The organism is Ruegeria sp. BC7, from assembly GCF_056539165.1.
Genome location: NZ_JBQFUL010000001.1, coordinates 300,979 through 321,721 on the forward strand (window position 1 = coordinate 300,979; position 20,743 = coordinate 321,721).

22 protein-coding genes are annotated in these 20,743 nt (G+C 58.1%); 11 read left to right on the forward strand and 11 right to left on the reverse strand.

Features of this window, described 5'->3' with window-relative positions:
- Positions 1-22: 22 nt before the first annotated feature.
- The 5 genes from ACR0KS_RS01285 to ACR0KS_RS01305 all read right to left on the reverse strand — a co-directional run bounded on the left by ACR0KS_RS01285 (position 23) and on the right by ACR0KS_RS01305 (position 4,757).
- Complete coding sequence (locus ACR0KS_RS01285) at positions 23-466, reverse strand: MaoC family dehydratase (RefSeq protein WP_170384816.1); 444 nt, start codon at positions 464-466, stop codon at positions 23-25.
- Positions 467-566: 100 nt separating this feature from the next.
- Positions 567-1,442 carry a TIGR01459 family HAD-type hydrolase gene (locus ACR0KS_RS01290; RefSeq protein WP_170561853.1) on the reverse strand — a complete coding sequence of 292 codons (876 nt, stop codon included), beginning with the start codon at positions 1,440-1,442 and terminating at the stop codon, positions 567-569.
- Positions 1,443-1,547: 105 nt separating this feature from the next.
- Positions 1,548-2,624: a DUF389 domain-containing protein gene (locus ACR0KS_RS01295; RefSeq protein ID WP_170484196.1), complete on the reverse strand. Its 1,077-nt coding sequence runs from the start codon at positions 2,622-2,624 to the stop codon at positions 1,548-1,550.
- 131 nt (positions 2,625-2,755) lie between these two features.
- Positions 2,756-3,676, reverse strand: coding sequence for a manganese-dependent inorganic pyrophosphatase (locus ACR0KS_RS01300; RefSeq protein ID WP_170561856.1), 921 nt, complete (start codon positions 3,674-3,676; stop codon positions 2,756-2,758).
- Between the two features lie 100 nt (positions 3,677-3,776).
- On the reverse strand, positions 3,777-4,757 hold the full coding sequence (locus tag ACR0KS_RS01305; protein ID WP_170561859.1) for a TraB/GumN family protein: 981 nt from the start codon (positions 4,755-4,757) through the stop codon (positions 3,777-3,779).
- Between the two features lie 136 nt (positions 4,758-4,893).
- On the opposite strand from ACR0KS_RS01305, the gene ACR0KS_RS01310 reads away from it, so the two are divergent.
- From ACR0KS_RS01310 to ACR0KS_RS01335, 6 genes are all read left to right on the forward strand, one after another.
- Positions 4,894-5,568, forward strand: coding sequence for a DUF2161 family putative PD-(D/E)XK-type phosphodiesterase (locus ACR0KS_RS01310; protein WP_170803173.1), 675 nt, complete (start codon positions 4,894-4,896; stop codon positions 5,566-5,568).
- A gap of 151 nt (positions 5,569-5,719) precedes the next feature.
- Positions 5,720-6,007 (forward strand): co-chaperone GroES, encoded by a 288-nt coding sequence (gene groES / locus ACR0KS_RS01315; protein WP_170352338.1) that lies wholly within the window; start codon positions 5,720-5,722, stop codon positions 6,005-6,007.
- 56 nt (positions 6,008-6,063) lie between these two features.
- The gene (gene groL, locus ACR0KS_RS01320) at positions 6,064-7,707 is read left to right on the forward strand and encodes a chaperonin GroEL (protein ID WP_170384799.1); all 1,644 of its coding nucleotides are present in this window, start codon (positions 6,064-6,066) and stop codon (positions 7,705-7,707) included.
- Between the two features lie 176 nt (positions 7,708-7,883).
- Complete coding sequence (locus ACR0KS_RS01325) at positions 7,884-8,726, forward strand: DMT family transporter (RefSeq protein ID WP_170561865.1); 843 nt, start codon at positions 7,884-7,886, stop codon at positions 8,724-8,726.
- A gap of 38 nt (positions 8,727-8,764) precedes the next feature.
- Positions 8,765-9,538 (forward strand): alpha/beta fold hydrolase, encoded by a 774-nt coding sequence (locus tag ACR0KS_RS01330; protein WP_170561868.1) that lies wholly within the window; start codon positions 8,765-8,767, stop codon positions 9,536-9,538.
- Positions 9,535-10,686: an alpha-D-ribose 1-methylphosphonate 5-triphosphate diphosphatase gene (locus ACR0KS_RS01335; protein WP_170561871.1), complete on the forward strand. Its 1,152-nt coding sequence runs from the start codon at positions 9,535-9,537 to the stop codon at positions 10,684-10,686. Before ACR0KS_RS01330 ends, ACR0KS_RS01335 begins: the two co-directional genes overlap by 4 nt.
- Positions 10,687-10,748: 62 nt before the next feature.
- On the opposite strand, the gene ACR0KS_RS01340 is transcribed toward ACR0KS_RS01335, so the two are convergent.
- The 3 genes from ACR0KS_RS01340 to ACR0KS_RS01350 all read right to left on the reverse strand — a co-directional run bounded on the left by ACR0KS_RS01340 (position 10,749) and on the right by ACR0KS_RS01350 (position 12,598).
- On the reverse strand, positions 10,749-11,816 hold the full coding sequence (locus ACR0KS_RS01340) for a 5-(carboxyamino)imidazole ribonucleotide synthase (RefSeq protein WP_170561875.1): 1,068 nt from the start codon (positions 11,814-11,816) through the stop codon (positions 10,749-10,751).
- Complete coding sequence (gene purE / locus ACR0KS_RS01345; protein ID WP_170384784.1) at positions 11,809-12,297, reverse strand: 5-(carboxyamino)imidazole ribonucleotide mutase; 489 nt, start codon at positions 12,295-12,297, stop codon at positions 11,809-11,811. Before purE ends, ACR0KS_RS01340 begins: the two co-directional genes overlap by 8 nt.
- A gap of 76 nt (positions 12,298-12,373) precedes the next feature.
- Complete coding sequence (locus tag ACR0KS_RS01350) at positions 12,374-12,598, reverse strand: YdcH family protein (RefSeq protein WP_010441787.1); 225 nt, start codon at positions 12,596-12,598, stop codon at positions 12,374-12,376.
- A 164-nt stretch (positions 12,599-12,762) separates the two neighbouring features.
- Between ACR0KS_RS01350 and ACR0KS_RS01355 the strand changes: the two genes are divergently transcribed.
- The 4 genes from ACR0KS_RS01355 (at position 12,763) to ACR0KS_RS01370 (ending at position 15,243) form a co-directional block, all read left to right on the forward strand.
- Complete coding sequence (locus ACR0KS_RS01355) at positions 12,763-13,176, forward strand: Hsp20 family protein (protein WP_058275530.1); 414 nt, start codon at positions 12,763-12,765, stop codon at positions 13,174-13,176.
- A gap of 5 nt (positions 13,177-13,181) precedes the next feature.
- On the forward strand, positions 13,182-13,406 hold the full coding sequence (locus tag ACR0KS_RS01360; protein WP_170384781.1) for a DUF1150 family protein: 225 nt from the start codon (positions 13,182-13,184) through the stop codon (positions 13,404-13,406).
- 92 nt (positions 13,407-13,498) lie between these two features.
- Positions 13,499-14,380 carry a PhzF family phenazine biosynthesis protein gene (locus ACR0KS_RS01365; RefSeq protein ID WP_170561878.1) on the forward strand — a complete coding sequence of 294 codons (882 nt, stop codon included), beginning with the start codon at positions 13,499-13,501 and terminating at the stop codon, positions 14,378-14,380.
- 2 nt (positions 14,381-14,382) lie between these two features.
- Entirely contained in the window at positions 14,383-15,243 is an 861-nt protein-coding gene (locus ACR0KS_RS01370) for a hypothetical protein (protein ID WP_170561881.1), read from the forward strand.
- Positions 15,244-15,301: 58 nt separating this feature from the next.
- Here ACR0KS_RS01370 and ACR0KS_RS01375 read toward each other — a convergent pair whose 3' ends face one another.
- From ACR0KS_RS01375 to trxB, 3 genes are all read right to left on the reverse strand, one after another.
- Positions 15,302-17,020: a bifunctional sulfate adenylyltransferase/adenylylsulfate kinase gene (locus tag ACR0KS_RS01375; protein ID WP_170384775.1), complete on the reverse strand. Its 1,719-nt coding sequence runs from the start codon at positions 17,018-17,020 to the stop codon at positions 15,302-15,304.
- Between the two features lie 217 nt (positions 17,021-17,237).
- Positions 17,238-18,908, reverse strand: coding sequence for an adenylate/guanylate cyclase domain-containing protein (locus ACR0KS_RS01380; RefSeq protein WP_170561883.1), 1,671 nt, complete (start codon positions 18,906-18,908; stop codon positions 17,238-17,240).
- Positions 18,909-19,031: 123 nt separating this feature from the next.
- Positions 19,032-19,973 (reverse strand): thioredoxin-disulfide reductase, encoded by a 942-nt coding sequence (gene trxB / locus ACR0KS_RS01385; protein WP_170561886.1) that lies wholly within the window; start codon positions 19,971-19,973, stop codon positions 19,032-19,034.
- 228 nt (positions 19,974-20,201) lie between these two features.
- On the opposite strand from trxB, the gene ACR0KS_RS01390 reads away from it, so the two are divergent.
- The gene (locus tag ACR0KS_RS01390) at positions 20,202-20,702 is read left to right on the forward strand and encodes an Lrp/AsnC family transcriptional regulator (RefSeq protein ID WP_170384769.1); all 501 of its coding nucleotides are present in this window, start codon (positions 20,202-20,204) and stop codon (positions 20,700-20,702) included.
- The last annotated feature ends 41 nt before the right edge of the window (positions 20,703-20,743 follow it).

Below are 20,743 nucleotides of genomic sequence, written 5' to 3' on the forward strand. Positions count from 1 at the left end.
CCTTGTTCAAGGGCTTGAAGCATCAGTCGAACTTGCGCGATGGGGCCAGCACCATGGCTTCGCCCACCAACACCTTTTTACCATCAACCGCGCAGTGGCAATCCAGCTTGACCCGGCGTTTGGCAAAGTCGATGTCGATCACCTTGACCTCGGCATAAACCATGTCGCCGGGGCGCACCGGAGCCAGGAATTTCAAGGACTGGCCCATGTAAACCGTACCGTGGCCGGGCAGTTGCTCGCCGATCACGGCTGAGATCAACCCAGCCGTCAGCATCCCATGCGCAATGCGACCCTGAAAGATCGTGTCGCGGGCGTAGTCATCGTCCAGATGAACCGGATTCCGGTCGGTTGAAACCTGCGCGAACATTTCGATATCTTCGTCCGTTACCACTTTGCGCAGGTGGCGGGTCATGCCCATTTCGATGTCTTCAATGCAGATCGTGCCGCGCGGAAGATTGTCCAACATGTCGCCCTCACTCAAAGCCTGCGGGCAACAAAAAAACTTTAGATGCCCGTGTTTGGCAACTTTATTACTTCGCAAGCGCAGAAAATCAAGCCTTTTCTGTTCAGCGCAAACGTCCGATCGTATAGGTGGGATTTATATTTTCCCTTACAATATAAGCGGTTAGGGATTCGTGGTGCGGATGATGCGACGTTTTTGTTTCGGCCGCTGCCAGTCCGCCTGAGATGAACAGAGAATCAATTCCCTCACCCATGCCGCCCAGAATGTCGGTATGAGGCCCGTCGCCGATCACCAAAATATCGCCATCGGGGATATCCTGATCCAATTCTTGCAGCCGACGACGCGCCAGATCGTAGATCGGAGGGTGCGGTTTGCCGAAATAGAGGCTTTCTCCACCCATCTCGGTGTATAGTTTCGCCAATGCGCCCGCGCACCACTCGCGAACCTCGCCCCGATCAACGACGATGTCCGGGTTGGCGCAGAGCAGTTTCATGCCCTTTTGCTTGGCGAATAGGAAATCCGCCCGGTTCACCGCTGGATCTGCCATGGGATCGAACGGGCCGCAGCATACGATGCCCTCGGCCTCGGCCAGTGGTACGCGTTCGATGTGAATGGGGTGATCCAGCAGCTTTAGCGGTTCAAAGAATCCCGCGTCGCGCTCCCATTCGCCCATGAAATAGACCTTTTGGCCGACGACGCCGCGGAACATGGCTGACCGGGCTGAATCTCCGCTTGTCGCGATCGTGTCGTAGGCGTTGTCGGGAACATTGAACTGTTCAAGCTGCTCCGCGACACCGGCGCGCGGTTTGGGAGAGTTGGTGACCAAAACGACAATTCCGCCTTTGGCACGATATTCCTGAAGGGCGGCGACGGCTTCGGGAAAGGCCGTGATGCCGTTGTGAACGCATCCCCAAAGGTCCACGAACAGAGCTTTGTAGCGGTCAGAGATTTCAGAAAGCGAATGAACGATCTGGGTCATGTGCGTGCCCTCGGGGTCAAAGGTCGAAGTTGCGTCAGCTATGGCAAAGCTGGTTCGTTTTGACCATCCCACAATGCAAATAACAGGGGCTGCGGCCTTTGCGCGTCAGTTTTCTTCGGAAATATCTTCCACGCCCGGTGCCTGCTGGACGTTTTCAGTGCCCAGTATGACCTGCGCACCAATCCTATTTTGAAACCGAACCACGACCAAATAGCCGGGCCCCAATTCGTCTTGCAAAACGTCGACCAAAGGTTGTTCGCGCAGGCTTTCAGGAAGCAATCCGGCAATCGAGGAAACCTTGAAAGCGGCTTCGATGGGAAGATCGACGATCAGCCATATGTCCGCGTGTTTGCGCTTGGGGTTTACATCTACGCGGATGATCTCGACCGAAACGGGGTCGGCCCAATCTCGAATAGTCTGCGCGACCCGCGACTCGGTCCGGGTTTCGAGATAGCGATTATAGGTGGACTTCCCCAGTTGCAGGACAACGGCCGCCAGAAATGCCAGCGTCACGAATACGCTGGCCGTAAAGTTCAGCTTGCGCTTGCCTTTGCTGAAGACAACGGAACGCGCGGCATAAACGATATATACCGAACAGGCAGACAGGATGATCGCACCAAGGTTTGTCGCAAAGAGCAGTCCGGCTTCATAGGCGTCGGCGGGTTCACCGAAATACAATAGTACGCCTGACGCAGACAAAGGCGGAACCAGCGATACGCCGATAGCCGCTCCGGGTAGAAGGCTGGCCTCGGACCGGTTGATCTGCACATAAGCGGCTGCCACGCCAGCGGCGAGAGCCACAATAAGGTCTTCGGTTCCGGGATCTGTTCGGGCAAGAACCTGATCGGGGATCAGGATGCCGCGTGGAACATCGGCGATATAGACGAGAAACCATGCCAGAAAGACACACAGAAATGCTGCTGCACAAACCGTCAGGGCAAGGGAAAGCGCCCGTTTCAGCCACCCCATGACCATCGCCGCTGCGACTCCGAGTATCGGAGACATGAGCGGAGCGACCAGCATGGCGGCGATAACCACGGCACCGGAATCGCGCAGCATACCCATCGTGGCAATGACCACCGACAGGGTCAGCAGCATGGCAAAGCGCCGCCAATATGCGGCCTTGTCCTTGCCCTCGAACCGCAGGATATCCCGGGTCGTGCTATAGTTGAGCATGCTCATGCATTTCGTTAGATCCGCGTTTCCGCCGTTGCTTTGATCAGAGTAGCAACGGAAATGGTTCTCGCAAATCTTTAGATGCAAACAAAAAAGGCGCCCAAGCTGGACGCCTTTTCAACACCAGTAAAGTCAGATCAGACTTTGAGGTTCGGGATGATCTGCTTCTTGCGGCTCATGATGCCGGGCAGAACAACCGCGTCGCCATCAACGCTTGCGCCAAAGCTTTTCTCGGCGACGGTTTTGACCAGATCATTGGGAACCAGCAGGGTGGCCTCTTCGTTCAGGATGTCGACCACGAACAGCAGAACCTGATCCACGCCGTCTTCCTTGGCAACATCCGCCATTGAAGTTGCAAGGCTGCCCTTGCGGTCCAGCACAACGCCCGGAGCGGTGGTTTCCAGAACCGAGACGCGGAACTTGGTGCCGTCGACCTCGTATTCCTTGCTGTCCATGCGGATCAGTTCCGCATCCGAGAACGAGGAAACGTCCGATTTTGCCGCGAACATATCAGCAGCATAGGCCGAGACGTCCAGACCCAGCTCAGCCGCCAGTTTCTCGGCCACGGCGCGGTCATGGGCGGTGGTGGTGGGCGAGCGGAACTCCAGCGTGTCCGACAGGATGCAGGTCAGCGCCGCGCCTTTGATGGCCTCGGGCATTTTGGCTGCGTCGTCGCCCATCAGGTCAACCATGATCGTCGCGGTGCAGGCCAACGGGCGAACGGTGATGTCGATCGGGCCTTTGGTTTCCAGACCGCCGACCAGTTTGTGGTGGTCGATGATGGCGCGGATGTCGGCGCTGTTGACGCTGGCGGGCAGCTCGGCGGGGTTGTTGGTGTCTACGATGACAACCGGCGCGTCTGCTTCAACGTCGTCAATGATGCGCGGCTTGGGCAGGTCCCAGCGTTGCAGCATGAACGCCGCTTCTGTGTTGGGTTCGCCCAGCAGTACGGGCTCGGCCTGTTCGCCTTTGACTTCGTTCAGGTACCACGACCACAGGATCGGAGAACCGGTGGAATCGGTGTCGGGGGATTTATGTCCAAATACGAGGGTTGTCATGTCAGCGTCCTGAGGATGGTAATTTTGCGCGCCTTATAGGGCGGTCCTGCAGGCTTGTCACCTGCCCACCGGTGAACTGCGACGATGGGTATAAGATTGCTTAGAAAACGGCCCTTTCCAAAGTGTATCCGCTTTGCTCCAGCTGTTTCAGCAGGCCGTGTTCGCCCCCAAGGTGGCCTGCACCGACTGCGATCACCGCCATCTGATCTTGAATGTCCAGAATGTGCTGCATCCAGTTGTTATTGCGCTCGACCAAAAGCTGCTTCTCAAAGCCGCCCCATTCCTCGTCAAAGATTTCTTGCGTCAGGCCCGAACTCTCAAGACCCTGCAGGCGGGCGAACTGGATGATCTCTCCATGCTTTTCTTCCAAATACGTGTTGAGCATGGTGGTGAGCTGATCTTCGCTGCTTTCAAAGGCATCCGCCATCCGAACCAGGGATTGTACCTGCTTTTCCATTGGGAATTCGTCGAACATGGCCATCAGTTCGTCGATCTGCTCGAGCGAGTGCTGCGGGATGCCGTTTTCCTTGGCCAGGTCTGTCAGGCGCGCATCCATGCCGTAGTTGGCGTCAGGATCTTGAATCATGCAGGGAGGGACGCCCAGGGTCATGCTCAGGAACCACGGGCGCATTTTCGCACCCATCCAACCGGGAATCCCGCGATCCTCCAAGCCCTTGGACAGTGCGGCCCAATCCTCTTCAGACATCATGTCGATCAAAGTTGGTCCGGACGTGATTAGAACCGGGCTGAGGTCTTGCGCCAGATCCTTCTGAAACGCGTCCATCTCGGCTTTGGTCACCTCGAAGTAGAACGCATCGGCTTGGCTGAGGGTCGGGGCCAGCCTTTCGACCACAGCGTCCATACGTGGGTCGTTGGTATGCACTGTGCCGATCAGGTGCAGTACCGTGTCGCCTTTCTTGGCGGTCCAATGGTTGCCTTCGGGAAAGGGGAAGTCGGTCAGGGACTGTTGCAATTCCTGCTGCATCTCGGCCGACATGTCGGACCGCAAATCCCGCCCTTCACAAGCCGCATAAGCGGACAGCGGCAAAAGTAAAAAGAGAAAGACAAAGAGAAAACGCATCAGGACCATCCCGTTTAACCACGTACAGATATGTGTCGCGACCTTGCCTTGCTCAAGGTGTTGGTTCAAGCGACTTGGAGGCGGGTAAGGCCGATCTGTGTCTGGCATTCCACAGCAAAACGCCTAGCATAGAAGGATGAACCGCGAGCAGGACCTCTATCCCCCCATCAAAACGCTGCTGGAGCGTCAGGGTTACACCGTCAAGGGTGAGGTTGGCGCGGCCGATATCGTTGCTGTTCGCGCTGATGAAGAACCGGTGATTGTCGAGTTGAAGCTGCGGTTTTCATTGGCGTTGTTCCATCAGGCCATCACCCGACTGAAAGTGACCGATCAGGTCTATATCGGGGTGAGCAAACCGACCGGACGCACGGCGCGACGCGCTTTGAAGGACAATGTTGCGCTGTGCCGACGCTTGGGGTTGGGCCTGATCACGGTCCGCGCGGATGGCGCGGTTGAGGTGCAGTGCGATCCCGGCCCCTATGCGCCGCGCAAAAAAAAGGCCAAGGCTGCTCGGTTGTTGCGCGAGTTTGACCGGTTGGAGGGTGACCCCAACGCCGGAGGTGCCACGCGGCATGGGATCGTAACGGCCTACCGTCAGGATGCCCTGAGATGTGCCGCCTACCTTGCCGAGCAGGGTGCCACCAAGGGGGCCGAAGTTGCCAAGGCCACCGGTGTTTCCGAAGCCACCCGCCTGATGCGGGACAATCACTATGGCTGGTTCGATAAAATAGAGAAGGGCGTCTATTGCCTGACCGAAGCTGGCCAAGAGGGGCTGAAGCACTGGGCCTACAGTTGGGGCCAGCCGGAATAAGACCCCACGTCAAAAAAACTATCACAGCTTGTTGACTCGGGGTTTTGAACTCCCTAGCTATGCGTCGTTATCACTCTCACACCCTGAGTGCTAACGCCCCGCCATCCGGCGAGGGGAGGATTAACAACTTTGAGCCCAAGGAGCTGCAAAGATGGCATTGAAACCGCTTCATGACCGTGTGCTGGTTCGCCGTACCGAAAGCGAAGAAAAAACCGCAGGCGGCCTGATCATTCCTGACAGCGCAAAAGAAAAGCCCAGCGAAGGCGAAGTCGTTGCAACCGGCGAAGGCGCGCGCAAGGACAGCGGCGAGCTGATCGCAATGGCTGTAAAAGCTGGCGACAAGATCCTGTTCGGCAAATGGTCGGGCACCGAGGTTCAGGTCGACGGCGAAGAGCTGCTGATGATGAAAGAAAGCGACATCATGGGGATCATCGAGTAAGCCCACGCGCTTTACTCTGATCTTCGTTCCCAACTTATTTCTCAAGGAGAAACGACATGGCTGCAAAGGACGTCAAGTTCGACACCGATGCCCGTAACCGTATGCTGGCAGGTGTGAACATCCTGGCCGATGCTGTTAAAGTGACCCTGGGCCCCAAAGGCCGCAACGTGGTTCTGGACAAATCCTTCGGCGCACCGCGCATCACCAAAGACGGTGTTTCGGTTGCCAAGGAAATCGAACTGGAAGACAAGTTCGAAAACATGGGCGCGCAGATGGTGAAAGAAGTCGCCAGCCGCACCAATGACGAAGCCGGCGACGGCACCACCACCGCAACCGTTCTGGCACAAGCCATCGTTCGCGAAGGTCTCAAGCAGGTTGCTGCTGGCCTGAACCCGATGGACCTGAAGCGCGGCATCGACCTGGCGACCGCCAAGGTTGTTGAAGGCATCAAGACCGCTTCGCGCGAAGTCAAAGACTCGGCAGAAGTTGCTCAGGTTGGCACCATCTCGGCCAACGGCGAAGCCGAAATCGGCCAGCAGATCGCAGACGCGATGCAGAAGGTTGGCAACGAAGGCGTCATCACCGTCGAAGAAAACAAAGGTCTGGAAACCGAGACCGATGTTGTCGAAGGTATGCAGTTCGACCGTGGCTACCTGTCGCCTTACTTCGTCACCAACGCAGACAAGATGATCGCAGAACTCGACGACTGCATGATCCTGCTGCACGAAAAGAAACTGTCCTCGCTGCAGCCGATGGTTCCGCTGCTCGAGCAGGTGATCCAGTCGCAGAAGCCGCTGCTGATCATTGCCGAAGACGTTGAAGGCGAAGCGCTGGCGACTCTGGTTGTCAACAAACTGCGCGGCGGCCTGAAAATTGCTGCTGTCAAAGCACCGGGCTTCGGCGATCGCCGTAAAGCCATGCTGCAGGACATCGCGATCCTGACCGGCGGTCAGGTCATCAGCGAAGACCTGGGCATGAAGCTCGAGTCCGTCACCATGGACATGCTGGGCACCGCCAAGAAGATCGAGATCACCAAAGACGAAACCACCATCGTCGACGGTGCTGGCGAGAAAGCCGAGATCGAAGCACGTGTTGCGCAGATCCGCACTCAGATCGAAGAAACTTCGTCGGACTACGACCGTGAAAAGCTGCAAGAGCGCGTTGCCAAACTGGCAGGCGGTGTTGCTGTGATCCGCGTCGGTGGCATGACCGAAGTTGAAGTGAAAGAGCGTAAGGACCGTGTGGACGATGCTCTGAACGCGACCCGCGCTGCTGTGCAGGAAGGCGTTGTTGTGGGCGGCGGTGTTGCTCTGGTTCAGGCCGGTAAAGCACTGGAAACTCTGGAAGGCGCAAACGCTGACCAGAACGCAGGCATCAACATCGTTCGGAAGGCAATCGAAGCGCCGCTGCGCCAGATCGCCGAAAACGCAGGTGTTGACGGTGCGGTTGTCGCTGGCAAGATCCGTGAATCTTCGGAGGCAGCCTTCGGCTTTAACGCCCAAACCGAAGAATATGGCGACATGTTCTCGTTCGGCGTGATCGACCCGGCCAAAGTTGTCCGTACCGCTCTGGAAGACGCGGCATCGGTTGCTGGTCTGCTGGTCACCACCGAAGCGATGGTTGCTGATCGTCCGGCCAAAGAAGGCGCGGCACCTGCAGGCGGCATGCCCGACATGGGCGGCATGGGCGGCATGATGTAAGCTGCCTAAGCCTTAGTGCTTATGGATGGGGTCGCCTTCGGGCGGCCCCGTTTCGTTTGGAATGCCCGCTGCGCGGTCATGCCTCCGGCGGAAGTATTTTTGAACAGAAGAAGGTCGGGGTTTCGTTTGCGGGAAAGTGAGTGTGCAAACGGCGTGGAACCCGCTATGCGGTGGGTATGCGACTGTTTTTGCTCACTGCCCTGACCATGTGCGCTTTTGCGGCGAATTCGATTCTGAACCGGCTGGCCATCGACAGCGGCGCTGCTGATCCCGCTGGGTTTGCCGTTGTGCGCGTTCTGGCCGGGGCTGCGGTTCTGGCGGCGCTGGTTTTTCTCAGAGGTGGGCGCCTGCCGTTGGGAAACACACGCCGGATCGTCGGGGCCGGGTCACTTTCATTGTACATGATCGGCTTTTCGATTGCTTACCTGACGCTGGACGCGGGATTGGGCGCGTTGATCCTGTTCGGTGTCGTCCAGATCACCATGATTGCGGTGACGTCGGTGACCGGAACTACTCCGGGGGCCCGCCAGATCGCCGGGGCCGCGATTGCACTTGCCGGGCTTGCTTGGGTTTTATGGCCCTCTGGCGAAGTGCGCGTGGACCCGGTTGGCGCAGCCCTGATGACTGCTGCTGGCGTGGGCTGGGCTATCTATTCATTGGTTGGCCGGTCCGAGCCGGACGCATTGGCCGGCACGGCAGCCAACTTTGTTGTTGCGCTGCCGGTCACGGGGTTGGTGCTGTTGTTCGGCGGCACCGACTGGCACATGACTGCGAACGGGTACCTGCTGGCTGCCCTTTCTGGAGGTGTCACGTCTGGAATGGGCTATGCGCTTTGGTACCGTGTTCTGCCGCAGCTGGCTCCGACCACGGCGGCGGTGGTCCAGTTGAGCGTTCCGATCATCGCGATTGCTGGCGGTATTGTCTTGTTGGGTGAGATCGCTTCTCTGCGCCTTGTCCTTGGCGCGACACTTGTGTTGGGTGGCATTGCGCTGGCGGTCCTTAGGTTGCAGCCGCGCTAGGGGTTTTATTACCCTCTGTTTGGGCTTATCTGGCCGCTATGAGATACCTGCTTGCCCTTGTTCTGTTTCTAATTCCTGCGGTGGTACAGGCAAAATGCGTTGTGCTGTTGCATGGGCTTGCCCGTACCGAAGCGTCCTTTACCGTGATGGAGCAGTTGTTCAAGGCGCATGACTATATGGTCGTGCGGCCCGGCTACCCGTCGACGGATCTGCCGATTCCTGAACTGGCCAACCAAACTCTGCCCAAAGCATTTGCGGCCTGCGGTGACGATGCGGTCAATGTCGTGGCCCATTCGATGGGGGGCATCCTCCTGCGGTACTGGTTGCAGGACAATCAGCCCGAGAACCTGGGTCGCGTGGTCATGCTTGGACCGCCTAATCAGGGCAGCCAACTGGTCGATGAATTGGGCGCTTATGAGGTGTTCGGAATGCTCCACGGACCTGCAGGTCTGGCGCTAGGAACTGGCCCGGAAGGGATTCCGGCCCGGTTGCCGCCGGTTGATTTTGAGTTGGGGGTAATCGCGGGTGAGAATTCTCTGAACCCTTTGTTTTCTTCAATGATCGACGGCAAAGATGACGGCAAGGTCTCTGTCGAAACCACCAAAGTCGACGGCATGAAGGACCATATCGTCTTGCCTGTGACCCATACGTTCATGATGAACAACCCGCGCGTCATGGCTCAGGCGCTGCATTTTATCGAGTTTGGCCAGTTCGATCCGGAAATCACGTGGCTGGACGGGGTGCAGGATATCATTGATGAAATCTGTATCGGGCAGGATTGCTCGGAACCTGCTTCGGAGCCCTCGCAATGACCCCGCTCAACCTGACACTGACCGGGGCGGAGGTTCTGTTGCCCGACTGTGGCCTGGCCTCTGCCGACCTGTCATTGGCCGAGGGGATCATTCGGTCTGACCGTACCGGACAGGCCATCGACTTGTCAGGGTACCTTGTACTACCTGGCATCATTGACCTGCACGGCGACGGGTTCGAGCGCCATATCGCGCCGCGCCGAGGGGCGATGAAACAGATGGATGAGGGTATTCTGTCGGTCGAGTCCGAGCTGGCCGCCAACGGAATCACAACCGCTGTTTTGGCGCAGTTCTACAGTTGGGAAGGCGGCGTGCGCGGTCCTGAATTTGCGGGGCAGGTGTTTGATGCGATTGCTTCGGTAAAAGGTCGCGTCGTTACCGATCTGATGCCTCAACTGCGGTTTGAGACGCACATGCTGGACGACTACGCCGGCCTGCCGGAACGGATCAAGCAATGGCAAGTGCCCTATGTCGTTTTCAACGATCACCTGCCACATGACCGCCTGTCGGAAGGGCGCAAACCGCCGCGCCTGACTGGGCAAGCGCTGAAGGCAGGGCGTAACCCGGACAAACACTTTGAAATGTTGCTGTCCATGCACGCGCGCAGGGCTGAGGTGCCTCACGCACTTGATGATCTCTGCGCTGCGCTGACGGGGCAGGGGGTGCGCATGGGCAGCCACGATGACGCGACCTCGACAACCCGGGCCGACTGGCGAAACCGGGGCGCGCGCATTTCCGAGTTTCCCGAAACGCTTGAGGCAGCCGAGGCCGCCCGTTCTGCTGGAGATCACGTTATTCTAGGGTCCCCGAATGTGGTGCGTGGCGGATCGCATAAAGGCAATGCCAGTGCGCTGGACTTGATTGCTATGGGGCTGTGCGACGCTCTGGCTTCGGACTACCATTACCCCAGCCCACGTCGCGCCGCATTGATGTTGGCCAAAAGCGGCCTGCTGGATTTTGCCGGTGCCTGGAGCCTTGTATCCTCCGGCCCGGCGCAGGTTCTGGGACTGCAGGACCGTGGCACGCTGGCACCCGGCCAACGTGCCGATCTGGTCATTTTGGACGCTAAGACACACCGGGTTGCCACCACAATGGCAGCGGGCCGGATCAGCTACATGGCCGGAGATATCGCGGCCCGGTTCCTAGCCTGATCCGCAGGCTTCATCTGGCTACAAATATCCCCGCCGGAGGCATCGCGCGTCAGCGCGATTTCTCAGCGGACGATACGGTTGAAATGGCCCATCTTTCGACCGGCTTTAACCTCAGCCTTGCCGTATAGATGCAGCGCCACGTCCCGTTCCTGTGCCAATTCCGGCACGCGGCTCATGTCGTCGCCGATCAGGTTCTCCATCACCACGTCCGCGTGACGCTGCCCGTCGCCCAGGGGCCATCCGGCTACGGCGCGAATATGCTGCTCGAACTGATCCACAGCACAGCCGTTCTGTGTCCAATGGCCCGAGTTATGTACGCGCGGAGCGATCTCGTTCACGATCAGGCCGCCGGGCGTGACAAACAGCTCAACCCCCATCACGCCCACATAGTCCAAGGCGTTCAGGATATTGGCGGCCAGCAAAATCGCATCCGTTCGCTGCGCCGGGCGCAGACGTGCCGGGACGGTTGTCGTATGCAGGATGCCGTCGCGATGCACGTTTTCGCCGGGGTCGAAACAGGCCACCTGACCATCCAACCCGCGGGCCGCAATGATCGAGACCTCGTGACTGAAATCGACAAAACCTTCGAGGATTGCGGGCGCACCGGCCATGTCCGCCAGAGCGGTCTCGGCGTCCTCGGGGGTGCGTAGTCGGGCCTGCCCCTTGCCGTCATAGCCGAAACGACGGGTTTTCAGGATCGCAGGCGTTCCGATTTGTTCGATTGCGGCCTTCAGGCTGTCCAAATCTGTGATGTCGGCAAACGGCGCGGTTTGCAGGCCCAACCCTTGCAGAAAAGTCTTTTCGGTCAGGCGATCCTGACTGACGCGCAACGCCTCGCGTCCGGGGCGAATGGGGCGGTGAGATTCCAGAATGTCCAACGCCTCGGTCGGGATGTTTTCAAACTCATAAGTGATGACATCAACCGACTCGGCAAAGGCTTTCAAAGCGTCGGCGTCGTCATAGGCTGCCGTTGTCACCCGGTCGGCCACCTGACCGGCAGGAGGGTTTGCGCCGGGCTCATAGATATGAGTGACGAATCCCAGACGGGCCGCTGCAACGGACAGCATCCGTCCCAACTGACCACCGCCAAGAATACCGATCGTTGCGCCGGGCTGCAGCATCTCAGTCATCGACAGGCTCCTGCGGGATCGAGGCCGACAGCGCATCGCGCCACGCATCCAGCCGTTCTGCCAGCGCATCGTCCTGCAAGGCCAGTATGCCAGCGGCCATAAGCCCGGCATTGGCACCACCCGCCGATCCGATGGCCATGGTCGCCACGGGAAACCCTTTGGGCATCTGCACGATGGAATAAAGCGAATCGACCCCGGACAAAGCCCGCGTCTGAACAGGCACCCCAATCACCGGCACCCGCGTTTTCGAGGCCATCATTCCCGGCAGGTGCGCTGCTCCGCCCGCACCGGCAATAATCACTTGCAGGCCACGCGACACGGCGGTTTTTCCATAATCCCAGAGGCGGTCAGGGGTACGGTGCGCTGAGACAATACGCTTTTCATACGCAACGCCCAATTCATCAAGAATGTCTGCGGCTTCTTTCATCGTGGACCAGTCCGATTGACTGCCCATGATGATCCCCACTTTCACGTCGCTCATCCGCTTTTGCCTCTGCCTTTGGAAAGAGCGCGCACTATAGCCAAATCCGCTTTTGTGGCAATGCTGTACAGCGCGTTCAGGCGATGATATCTGGGGTCAATCGGTCTTCGATCAGGCGGATGATATCTTTCAGGCGCAGTTTTTGTTTTTTCAGCCGTTTGATCGTCAGTTGATCGGACGTGCCCTTGGCCTGCAACGCTTCGATCGCCTCGTCCAGATCACGGTGCTGGCGGCGAAAAACCTCCAGCTCTACCCGTAAAACCTCATCTGTTTTCATTGAAAGATCGGTGGGCGCGTTCATGGGCGACTCGGTGGTTATTGTGGTGCTTATCACACAAGATAGTGTGTCAGGCGTTATCCCGCCAGACCTTGTGGACATCCTGGTTTCTTCCCATATTCTATAGCATGCGGTTGCCAGAGAGGGGCCGCAAAACACGTCGCTTTGACAATAAAGGACGAAAATACGTGTCAAAACTTACTCTTGGCTCATACCCGCATCTTCTGGGGTTCGAGCAATTGGAACGCCTTCTGGAACGGTCTGCAAAGGCCGGAAACGAAGGATACCCGCCCTATAACATCGAACAGACCTCGGACTTTTCGTATCGCATAACTCTGGCGGTGGCCGGGTTCGCGGAAGAGGATTTGTCGATCACCATCGAGGATCGCCAACTGGTGATCCGGGGCCGTCAACGCGACGATAGCGAAGGACGCATCTTCCTGCATCGCGGCATCGCGGCGCGCCAGTTCCAGCGCATGTTCGTGCTGGCCGACGGGGTCGAAGTGGGCGAGGCGATCATGGAAAACGGTCTGCTGCATGTGGACCTGACCCGCGCGGTGCCCGAAACCGTGGTGCAAACGATCAACATAAGAAAGGGGTAAGAGCAATGAATACACCGATCGAACTGAACACCGAAGGCGACCGGATCGTTTATGTCAAAACGGTCGAAGTCGCTGATCTGCCTCGGGAAGTCCGCGAGCAGGCCGGTGATCTTGAACTGCTGTACGCCGTTCATGATTCCGAAGGGCAGCGGCTTGCATTGGTGGCCGACCGAAAGCTGGCCTTTAATCTTGCGCGGGAACATGATTTCTCGCCGGTTGCGGTCCACTGAATCAGCCTGCATACGATTTACCCGTGACATCTTCCTCGTGCCGGGTGAGATATGCGAACTCAAAGCGGTTTGCGTAGGGAAAGGCGCGAGGAATGGGCTGGTTCGATTTTGACTGGGTGGACGCCTTCAGCGACCAAGCCTTCGGCGGCAATGGATGTGCTGTGGTTCATGGCGGCGCGACCCTGCCGGACGATATCTGCATGGCCTATGTGCGCGAGACTTCGCTTGTCGAATGTACGTTTACGGGTCCGTCAGATGTGGCCGACATCCGGGTTCGCTATTTTCTGGCCAGCCGAGAGATTCCCTTTGCCGGGCACCCAACCATCGCGACTGTTGAAGCCATGCGGTCGCGCGGTCTTTTCAAGGGCGATTCGCTGTCGCTTGAAACTGGGGTAGGGGTCGTCCCGGTTCGTCTGAACGGGGACGAGATCGAAATCACTCAGGTCGCACCGCAGTTTGGTGATTATGTCCCCGCGAATCTGGTTGCCGCTGCCGTAGGTCTACCGGAAGAAGCGATCATTTCGCCTCCGCAATTCGTATCCACGGGGCTGCCCTTTTGCATCACCGTTCTTCGCGATCACGATGCGTTGCGGGCCGCTAGTCTGGATGTGGACTCGCTGCGCGAAATAACGGAAATGGCAGGGTTCTCTGGCTCTGATATGGCCGAGCCTTTCCTCGTGACCTTAAAAGGTGCGACCGAGGCAGGTGACACGTTTTCGCGCTTGTTGCTTGCCCCGCCCAGCCCGCCAGAGGATCCGTTCACCGGGTCTGCGACCGGTGCAATGGCTGCCTACCTGTGGAAACATGGGTTGATGTCAAAGGATTCATTTACCGCCGAACAAGGGCACGACATGGGGCGCCCCGGTCAAGCCACCGTTACTCGAGTCGGGTCCTGCGACGCGATGACGGGTATCCGGGTCGCGGGACGTGGGCGCGTTTTGATGCGCGGTCAGGTCGATCTTACCGAGGTATAGCTATGAACGAACCCGCGATTGCCATTTTGCCTTATGGACACCGTTTGGGGCCAAAGCTGGCGTCAGTTCCCTTGTCCGAAATGATCTGGCCCGAAGGCTGCCCGGACCGATTGACCGGCAAGACTGTCGGAGACCTTGAGGTCACGGATCACCTGATCATGTACCCCAATTCCACGGTCCACATGCGCCTTCGACGCGGCACTCGGGCGCAGATATCGCTGATGATGGGAGAGCCTTCTGCCATCCACGGTAAACACGACCGGATACTGCGCTATACGTGGCGGCGGTTTTTCCGGGTCATGACGTTCCACGATGCGTTGCTGGGCAGCATCCCAAACGCTGTGTTCCTGCCCTACGGCGTGACAATGATCCCCGACTGGCAAGATTTGGACGTCACAAAAGTCAAATCATGCTCGCTGATCGCTTCGGCCAAACGTGATCTTGAAGGGCACCAATTGCGCCATTCCGTTATCGATTGGGTGCGTCGGACCAACGCAGATGTCGACATCATGGGGCGCGGTTACAATCCGTTCGACCTCAAGTCTGACGGGCTGGCCCCTTACCGTTATTCCGTGGTGATCGAAAATGTGCGCGAGCGGAACTATTTCTCGGAAAAGCTGACAGATACGATTCTGTGTTCTGCCGTTCCAATATATTGGGGCTGTCCAAACATCGGTGATTTCATGGATACGTCCGGCATGATCCTCTGCGAATCCGAGGATGATATCCATCGCGCCATTCAGACGGCGTCGGATGAGGATTACGCAACGCGCTTGCCGCACCTGCGGGCCATTCAGCCCAAGGCGGCCGAGTTCGGTGATTTTGAAGGCCGAGCCGTCGCGGCCCTACGCGCGGAACTATAGCCTGAAAAAGAAAAGGCTCCCGCGATGCGAGAGCCTTTCATAGAGTGTCAGCAGTGTCTTAGGACGCTGCGATCAGGCCCATGCTTTCCAGCTTGAGCAGTACCTGATGGGCGCAGTTGTCGACATCCACGTTCTCGGTTTCGACGCTCAGCTCAGGGTTCTGAGGCACGTCATAAGGGTCCGAGATACCGGTGAACTCTTTGATCTTGCCTTCGCGCGCCAGCTTGTACAGACCCTTGCGGTCGCGACGCTCACATTCCTCGATGCTGGTTGAAACATGCACTTCGCAGAAGGCACCGAACTGTTCGATATCTTCCCGAACTGCGCGGCGCGTGGTCGCGTAAGGCGCGATCGGCGCACAGATGGCGATGCCACCGTTTTTGGTGATCTCGCTGGCCACATAGCCGATACGACGGATGTTCAGGTCGCGGTGTTCCTTAGAGAAGCCCAGTTCCGACGACAGGTTCTTACGCACGATGTCACCATCCAGCAGTGTAACCGGACGACCACCCATCTCCATCAGCTTGACCATCAACGCGTTGGCGATGGTGGATTTGCCCGAACCCGAGAACCCGGTGAAGAACACGGTGAAACCCTGTTGGCTACGCGGCGGTTTGGTCTTGCGCAGCTCGGCCACCACCTCGGGGAAGCTGAACCATTCGGGGATTTCCAGACCTTCGGCCAGACGGCGGCGCAGTTCGGTGCCCGAGATATTCAGGATCGTGACGTTGTCCTTGTCTTCGATCTCGTCATTCGGTTCGTACTGGGCGCGCTCCTGCACATAGACCATGTGCTTGAAGTCAACCATTTCGAGGCCGATCTCGTCCTGGTATTTGCGGAACAGGTCCTGCGCATCGTAGGGGCCGTAGAAATCTTCGCCTTGGCTGTTTTTGCCCGGGCCAGCGTGGTCACGACCAACGATGAAGTGGGTGCAGCCGTGGTTGGCGCGGATCAGACCGTGCCAGACCGCCTCACGCGGGCCAGCCATACGCATCGCCAGGTTCAGCAGCGACATCGAGGTGGTCGAGGCTGGGTATTTGTCCAGAACCGCCTCATAGCAGCGCACGCGGGTAAAGTGATCGACGTCGCCGGGTTTGGTCATGCCGACAACCGGGTGGATCAGTAGGTTGGCCTGTGCTTCTTTCGCGGCGCGGAAGGTCAGCTCCTGGTGGGCGCGGTGCAGGGGGTTGCGGGTTTGGAACGCGACGATACGACGCCAGCCCAGCTTGCGGAAATAGGCGCGCAGCTCGTTCGGCGTGTCGCGGCGGGCGCGGAAATCATAGTGGACGGGCTGCTGGATGCCGGTGACGGGGCCGCCCAAGTAAACTTTGCCCGCGACGTTGTGCAGATAGTTCACGGCGGGGTGGGCATCATCATCCGCACCGAACACCTTTTCGGCCTCGCGTGCCTTGTTCGGGGTCCAGCGGTCGGTCACGGTCATGGTGCCGAGGATCACGCCCTCTTGGTCGCGCAGGGCGATGTCCTGACCCAGCTCGATGGTTTCGGCAAAGTCTTCGCTCACGTCCAGCGTGATGGGCATCGGCCACAGGGTGCCGTCAGCCAGACGCATATTTTCTACGACGTTGTCGTAATCGGCTTCGGACAGAAACCCTTTCAACGGGTTGAACCCGCCATTCATCAGAAGCTCCAGGTCACAGATTTGACGCGGGCTGAGATCCCAGCTTGTCAGGTCAGCGGCTTCTACTTTCAGCTTCTGAGCTGACTCGTAGGAAACATATAGTTCAGGGATCGGAGCGAGATTACTTAACATCGTCATAGGAATACTCTTGTCGAAGTGCGGTTTTGCCAGTGATTCAGGGGCGTTTGCGGGGCATTTGCCCCGACCGTTGGCCGAAGTCCATATACATTTATGAAACAAAGGACGAAATGCGCGGTTTTTTCGCGGAATGGAAGGATTTTCTGACATCTGCTTTAAAAAGCGACCACGATCCCGGCAATGGCCGACAAATTGGCAGGAACCAGTGAATGTGTTCCTATGCAGGGCTGCCCTGCATCAAGTCCGCCGCGCTTTTTACCGGAAGGGCGGGAATCGGCCGCGTCACGCCGCGCAACTGAAAGGGCCGCAGGTCGATCAGGTCTTGTTCGTACCCCGCCGCCTTGAGCAGATCGGCCGAAACCAAAAGCTCTACCTCCAGGGCTTTGGTTTCTCCTTCCAACCGGCTGGCCACGTTGACGGCGTCCCCGATGATCGTGCGTGCCGCGTTGCCTGCCGCGCCGATTTCCCCCAGCACCAAATCGCCCAGGTGAAGGCCCATGCCGATTCTTATGCGCGGGCTTCCCTCTGCCTCTAACTGCTGGTTGAACCGCCTCAGCGCGCGGCTCACATCAGCGGCGGCGTTCAGACCGGCCTTGGCTGAGCTTACTGCGTCAGGCGTTTCAAACACCGCCAGCAGCCCATCACCCATGTATTTGTCGACCACACCCCCGTCCGCAGTGATGGCCGGTACGATGGCATCAAAAAACCGGTTCAGAAGGAAAACGATGTCATAGGGCAGTTGCCCGGTGGTGCGCGAAGTAAAGCCGCGCATATCCAGAAATAGCACGGCCAGCTTGCGCTCTTGCCCCTGACTGGCATGAGCCCTCTGACGCCCACCATCTGGGCGGAACATCCGAAAAGCGGTGATCGGTTCGGTCGGGCGAATCTGGCACGCCAGCCGAGCACCGTCTGGCGCGCTGACAGCTGCCAGGCTGCGCGCCTCAACGTCACTGGGTGCAGGAAGCTGGTCTGCACCGTCCTCGACAATTACCCGGCATGTAGTACAGCGCCCCTTTCCGCCGCACAGTGCGGTGTGTGGGATGCCATTGGCCTGTGATATCTCAAGCAGCGTCATGCCTTTCTCAGCCACCACTTCGGGGCCTTCTACGTATTTGATCCGAACAGAGTGTCTGCGCCGCCATAGCTTGCGCCCAAGAAACACCGCAAGGGACGTGGCCAGCGCGATCCAAAACGCCAGCATTGCGTTGTCTTTGACACTGAAAAGAGCCTGAAATTCCTCGGGCGAGGGCCAGTTGTAGTGCTCGATATATTGTTCGCGTAGGAAAGGATCGGCAAAATCGGCCCAAATCCTGCGCCCTTCGGTGAGCAGGCCCGCAAGGGCAAAGGACGGAACAAAAACAGCCAGCCCGATCAGATAGGGGGCCACTTTGGGCCACCAACGGGTAAGTCGAAGCCACATGTGCAGCCCGATGCAGCTATGGACCCAGACAACCAGCAAAAGCAGGCATTGCATGTAGATCGCGGAACTGGGCCACATCAAAGCGATGATATACCCCATCTCGTCATTCACGCTGTAGATTTCGTGCGCATAGCGTGTGTGAACTATGTGGGCGATCAGTTGCAGGGGAATCAGCAACCCAAGCACAACTTGCAGACCGGTGCTAAAGGGCATCCGCAACGTCCGGCGCTGGCTGATCGAATACAAGGCCAAGCCGAAATGGGTCAACAAAGCCACGTACAAGATTGCGCTGCCAATATCGTGTCGGGTGACAGCGTGGCGCCCGTCCTGCATCCCGTGAAGATAGTCTGTGTGAAAAAGGCCCAGACCGATATTGATGAAATGAAAGAACGCGAAGGCAAACAGGATCAGCCCACTGATAATCCGTAGCCGGGTTGCCCACCCGCCTTGCCATAAAACGCTGTTCACCTGAGCCACCTGGGTTGTCTTGCTCGCGCGTCGAGTCTGATATGAGGTCGGCTGGCGGTCAAGGCAAGGTTGCGCAGGGCAGGGCGAAACCCCCCGGCCGATCCGGGGGGATTCTTTTGTATCTTAGTCTTGTTCCGCGAGGAAACGTTCCGCGTCCAGCGCGGCCATGCAGCCCATGCCAGCGCTGGTGACGGCCTGACGATAGATGTGGTCGGTCAGGTCACCTGCGGCGAAAACACCCGGAACCGACGTCTCGGTCGAGCCCGGCTTGGTGACGACATATCCGCCCATATGGGTTTCCAACGATTCCTTTACCAATTCGTTTGCAGGTGCGTGGCCGATCGCGACGAATACGCCCTTACACGGAATCTCGGAGACCTCGCCGGTCTTTACGTTCTTGACGCGCACGCCTTCGACGCCCAGCGGGGCATCCGTGCCGACGACTTCTTCCAGCTCGTGGAACCACAGCGGCTCGATCTTTTCATTCTTCAGCAGACGGTCCTGCAGAATTTTCTCGGCCCGCAACTCGTCACGGCGGTGGATCAGCGTCACCTTGCTGGCGAAATTGGTCAGGAACAGCGCTTCTTCAACCGCAGTGTTGCCGCCACCGATCACCACGATCTCTTGCCCGCGATAGAAGAAGCCGTCACAGGTTGCACAGGCGGATACGCCGAAACCCTTGAACTTTTCTTCCGACGGCATGCCCAGCCATTTGGCGCGTGCACCGGTGGCAAGAATGACGGCGTCGGCCGTATAAACCGTGCCGCTGTCACCCTTGGCGGTGAACGGGCGTTTCGAGACGTCCAGGTCGTTGATGATATCGCCGATGATTTCGCAACCCATCGCCTTGGCGTGGTCCTGCATGCGCACCATCAGGTCCGGCCCCTGAATTTCGGTGTCACCGGGCCAATTCTCGACCTCGGTGGTGGTGGTCAACTGACCTCCGGGTTCGATGCCTTGAACCAGGATCGGTTCAAGCATGGCGCGGCTGGCATAGACGCCCGCAGTATAACCAGCCGGCCCCGATCCGATGATCAGAACCTTCGTGTGACGTGTTTCGGCCATGGTACCCCCAACTCGATCTGCCTGTTTTGGGCGCGTGGCCCCTTGGCGAATGGATATAGCGACCACTGTGCGGCGCTTAAAGCCCCTTCCTGTTCACCATCCGGTATGCAGCTATCGAATAGCGCCTAAAAAAAGAACATTGAAAATAAAGAATATTGCGCTTTCACGAAAGATTATTGCGCATCTTTGGGGTGCTGATATAACAACCGAAAAAATCAGGAGCAATTGATGGTCGCGACACGGCTGGATGAGATTGACCGCAAGATTCTGGCGGAATTGCAGGCAGACGGTCGCATGACCAATGTCGAACTGGCGAAGCGGGTGGGAATTTCTGCCCCGCCCTGCCTGAGACGTGTTCGCACGTTGGAAGAATCCGGGCTGATCCGCGGATATCATGCCGAGGTAAACTCGCGCGAGTTGGGTTTCGAGGTTCAGGTCTTTGCCATGGTCGGATTGGAAAGCCAGGCGGAATCCGAACTTAGCGCCTTTGAAGAACGCTGCCGCGACTGGCCGCTGGTCCGTGAGTGTCACATGCTCAACGGTGAGGTCGATTTCATCCTGAAATGCGTAGCCCCGGACCTGAGCAGTTTTCAGCAGTTTCTCACAGGCGAGCTACTGACTACGCCGAACGTAGCCAGTGTGAAAACGTCGCTGGTGATCCGGGGTGCTAAGGACGAGCCCGGTGTGCCTTTTGACGTGCTGGAAGAACGAATGAGCCGGATGGCTTAAAGCGCATCCGTTTATGTGCGGCACAACACGGTGGCAGAATC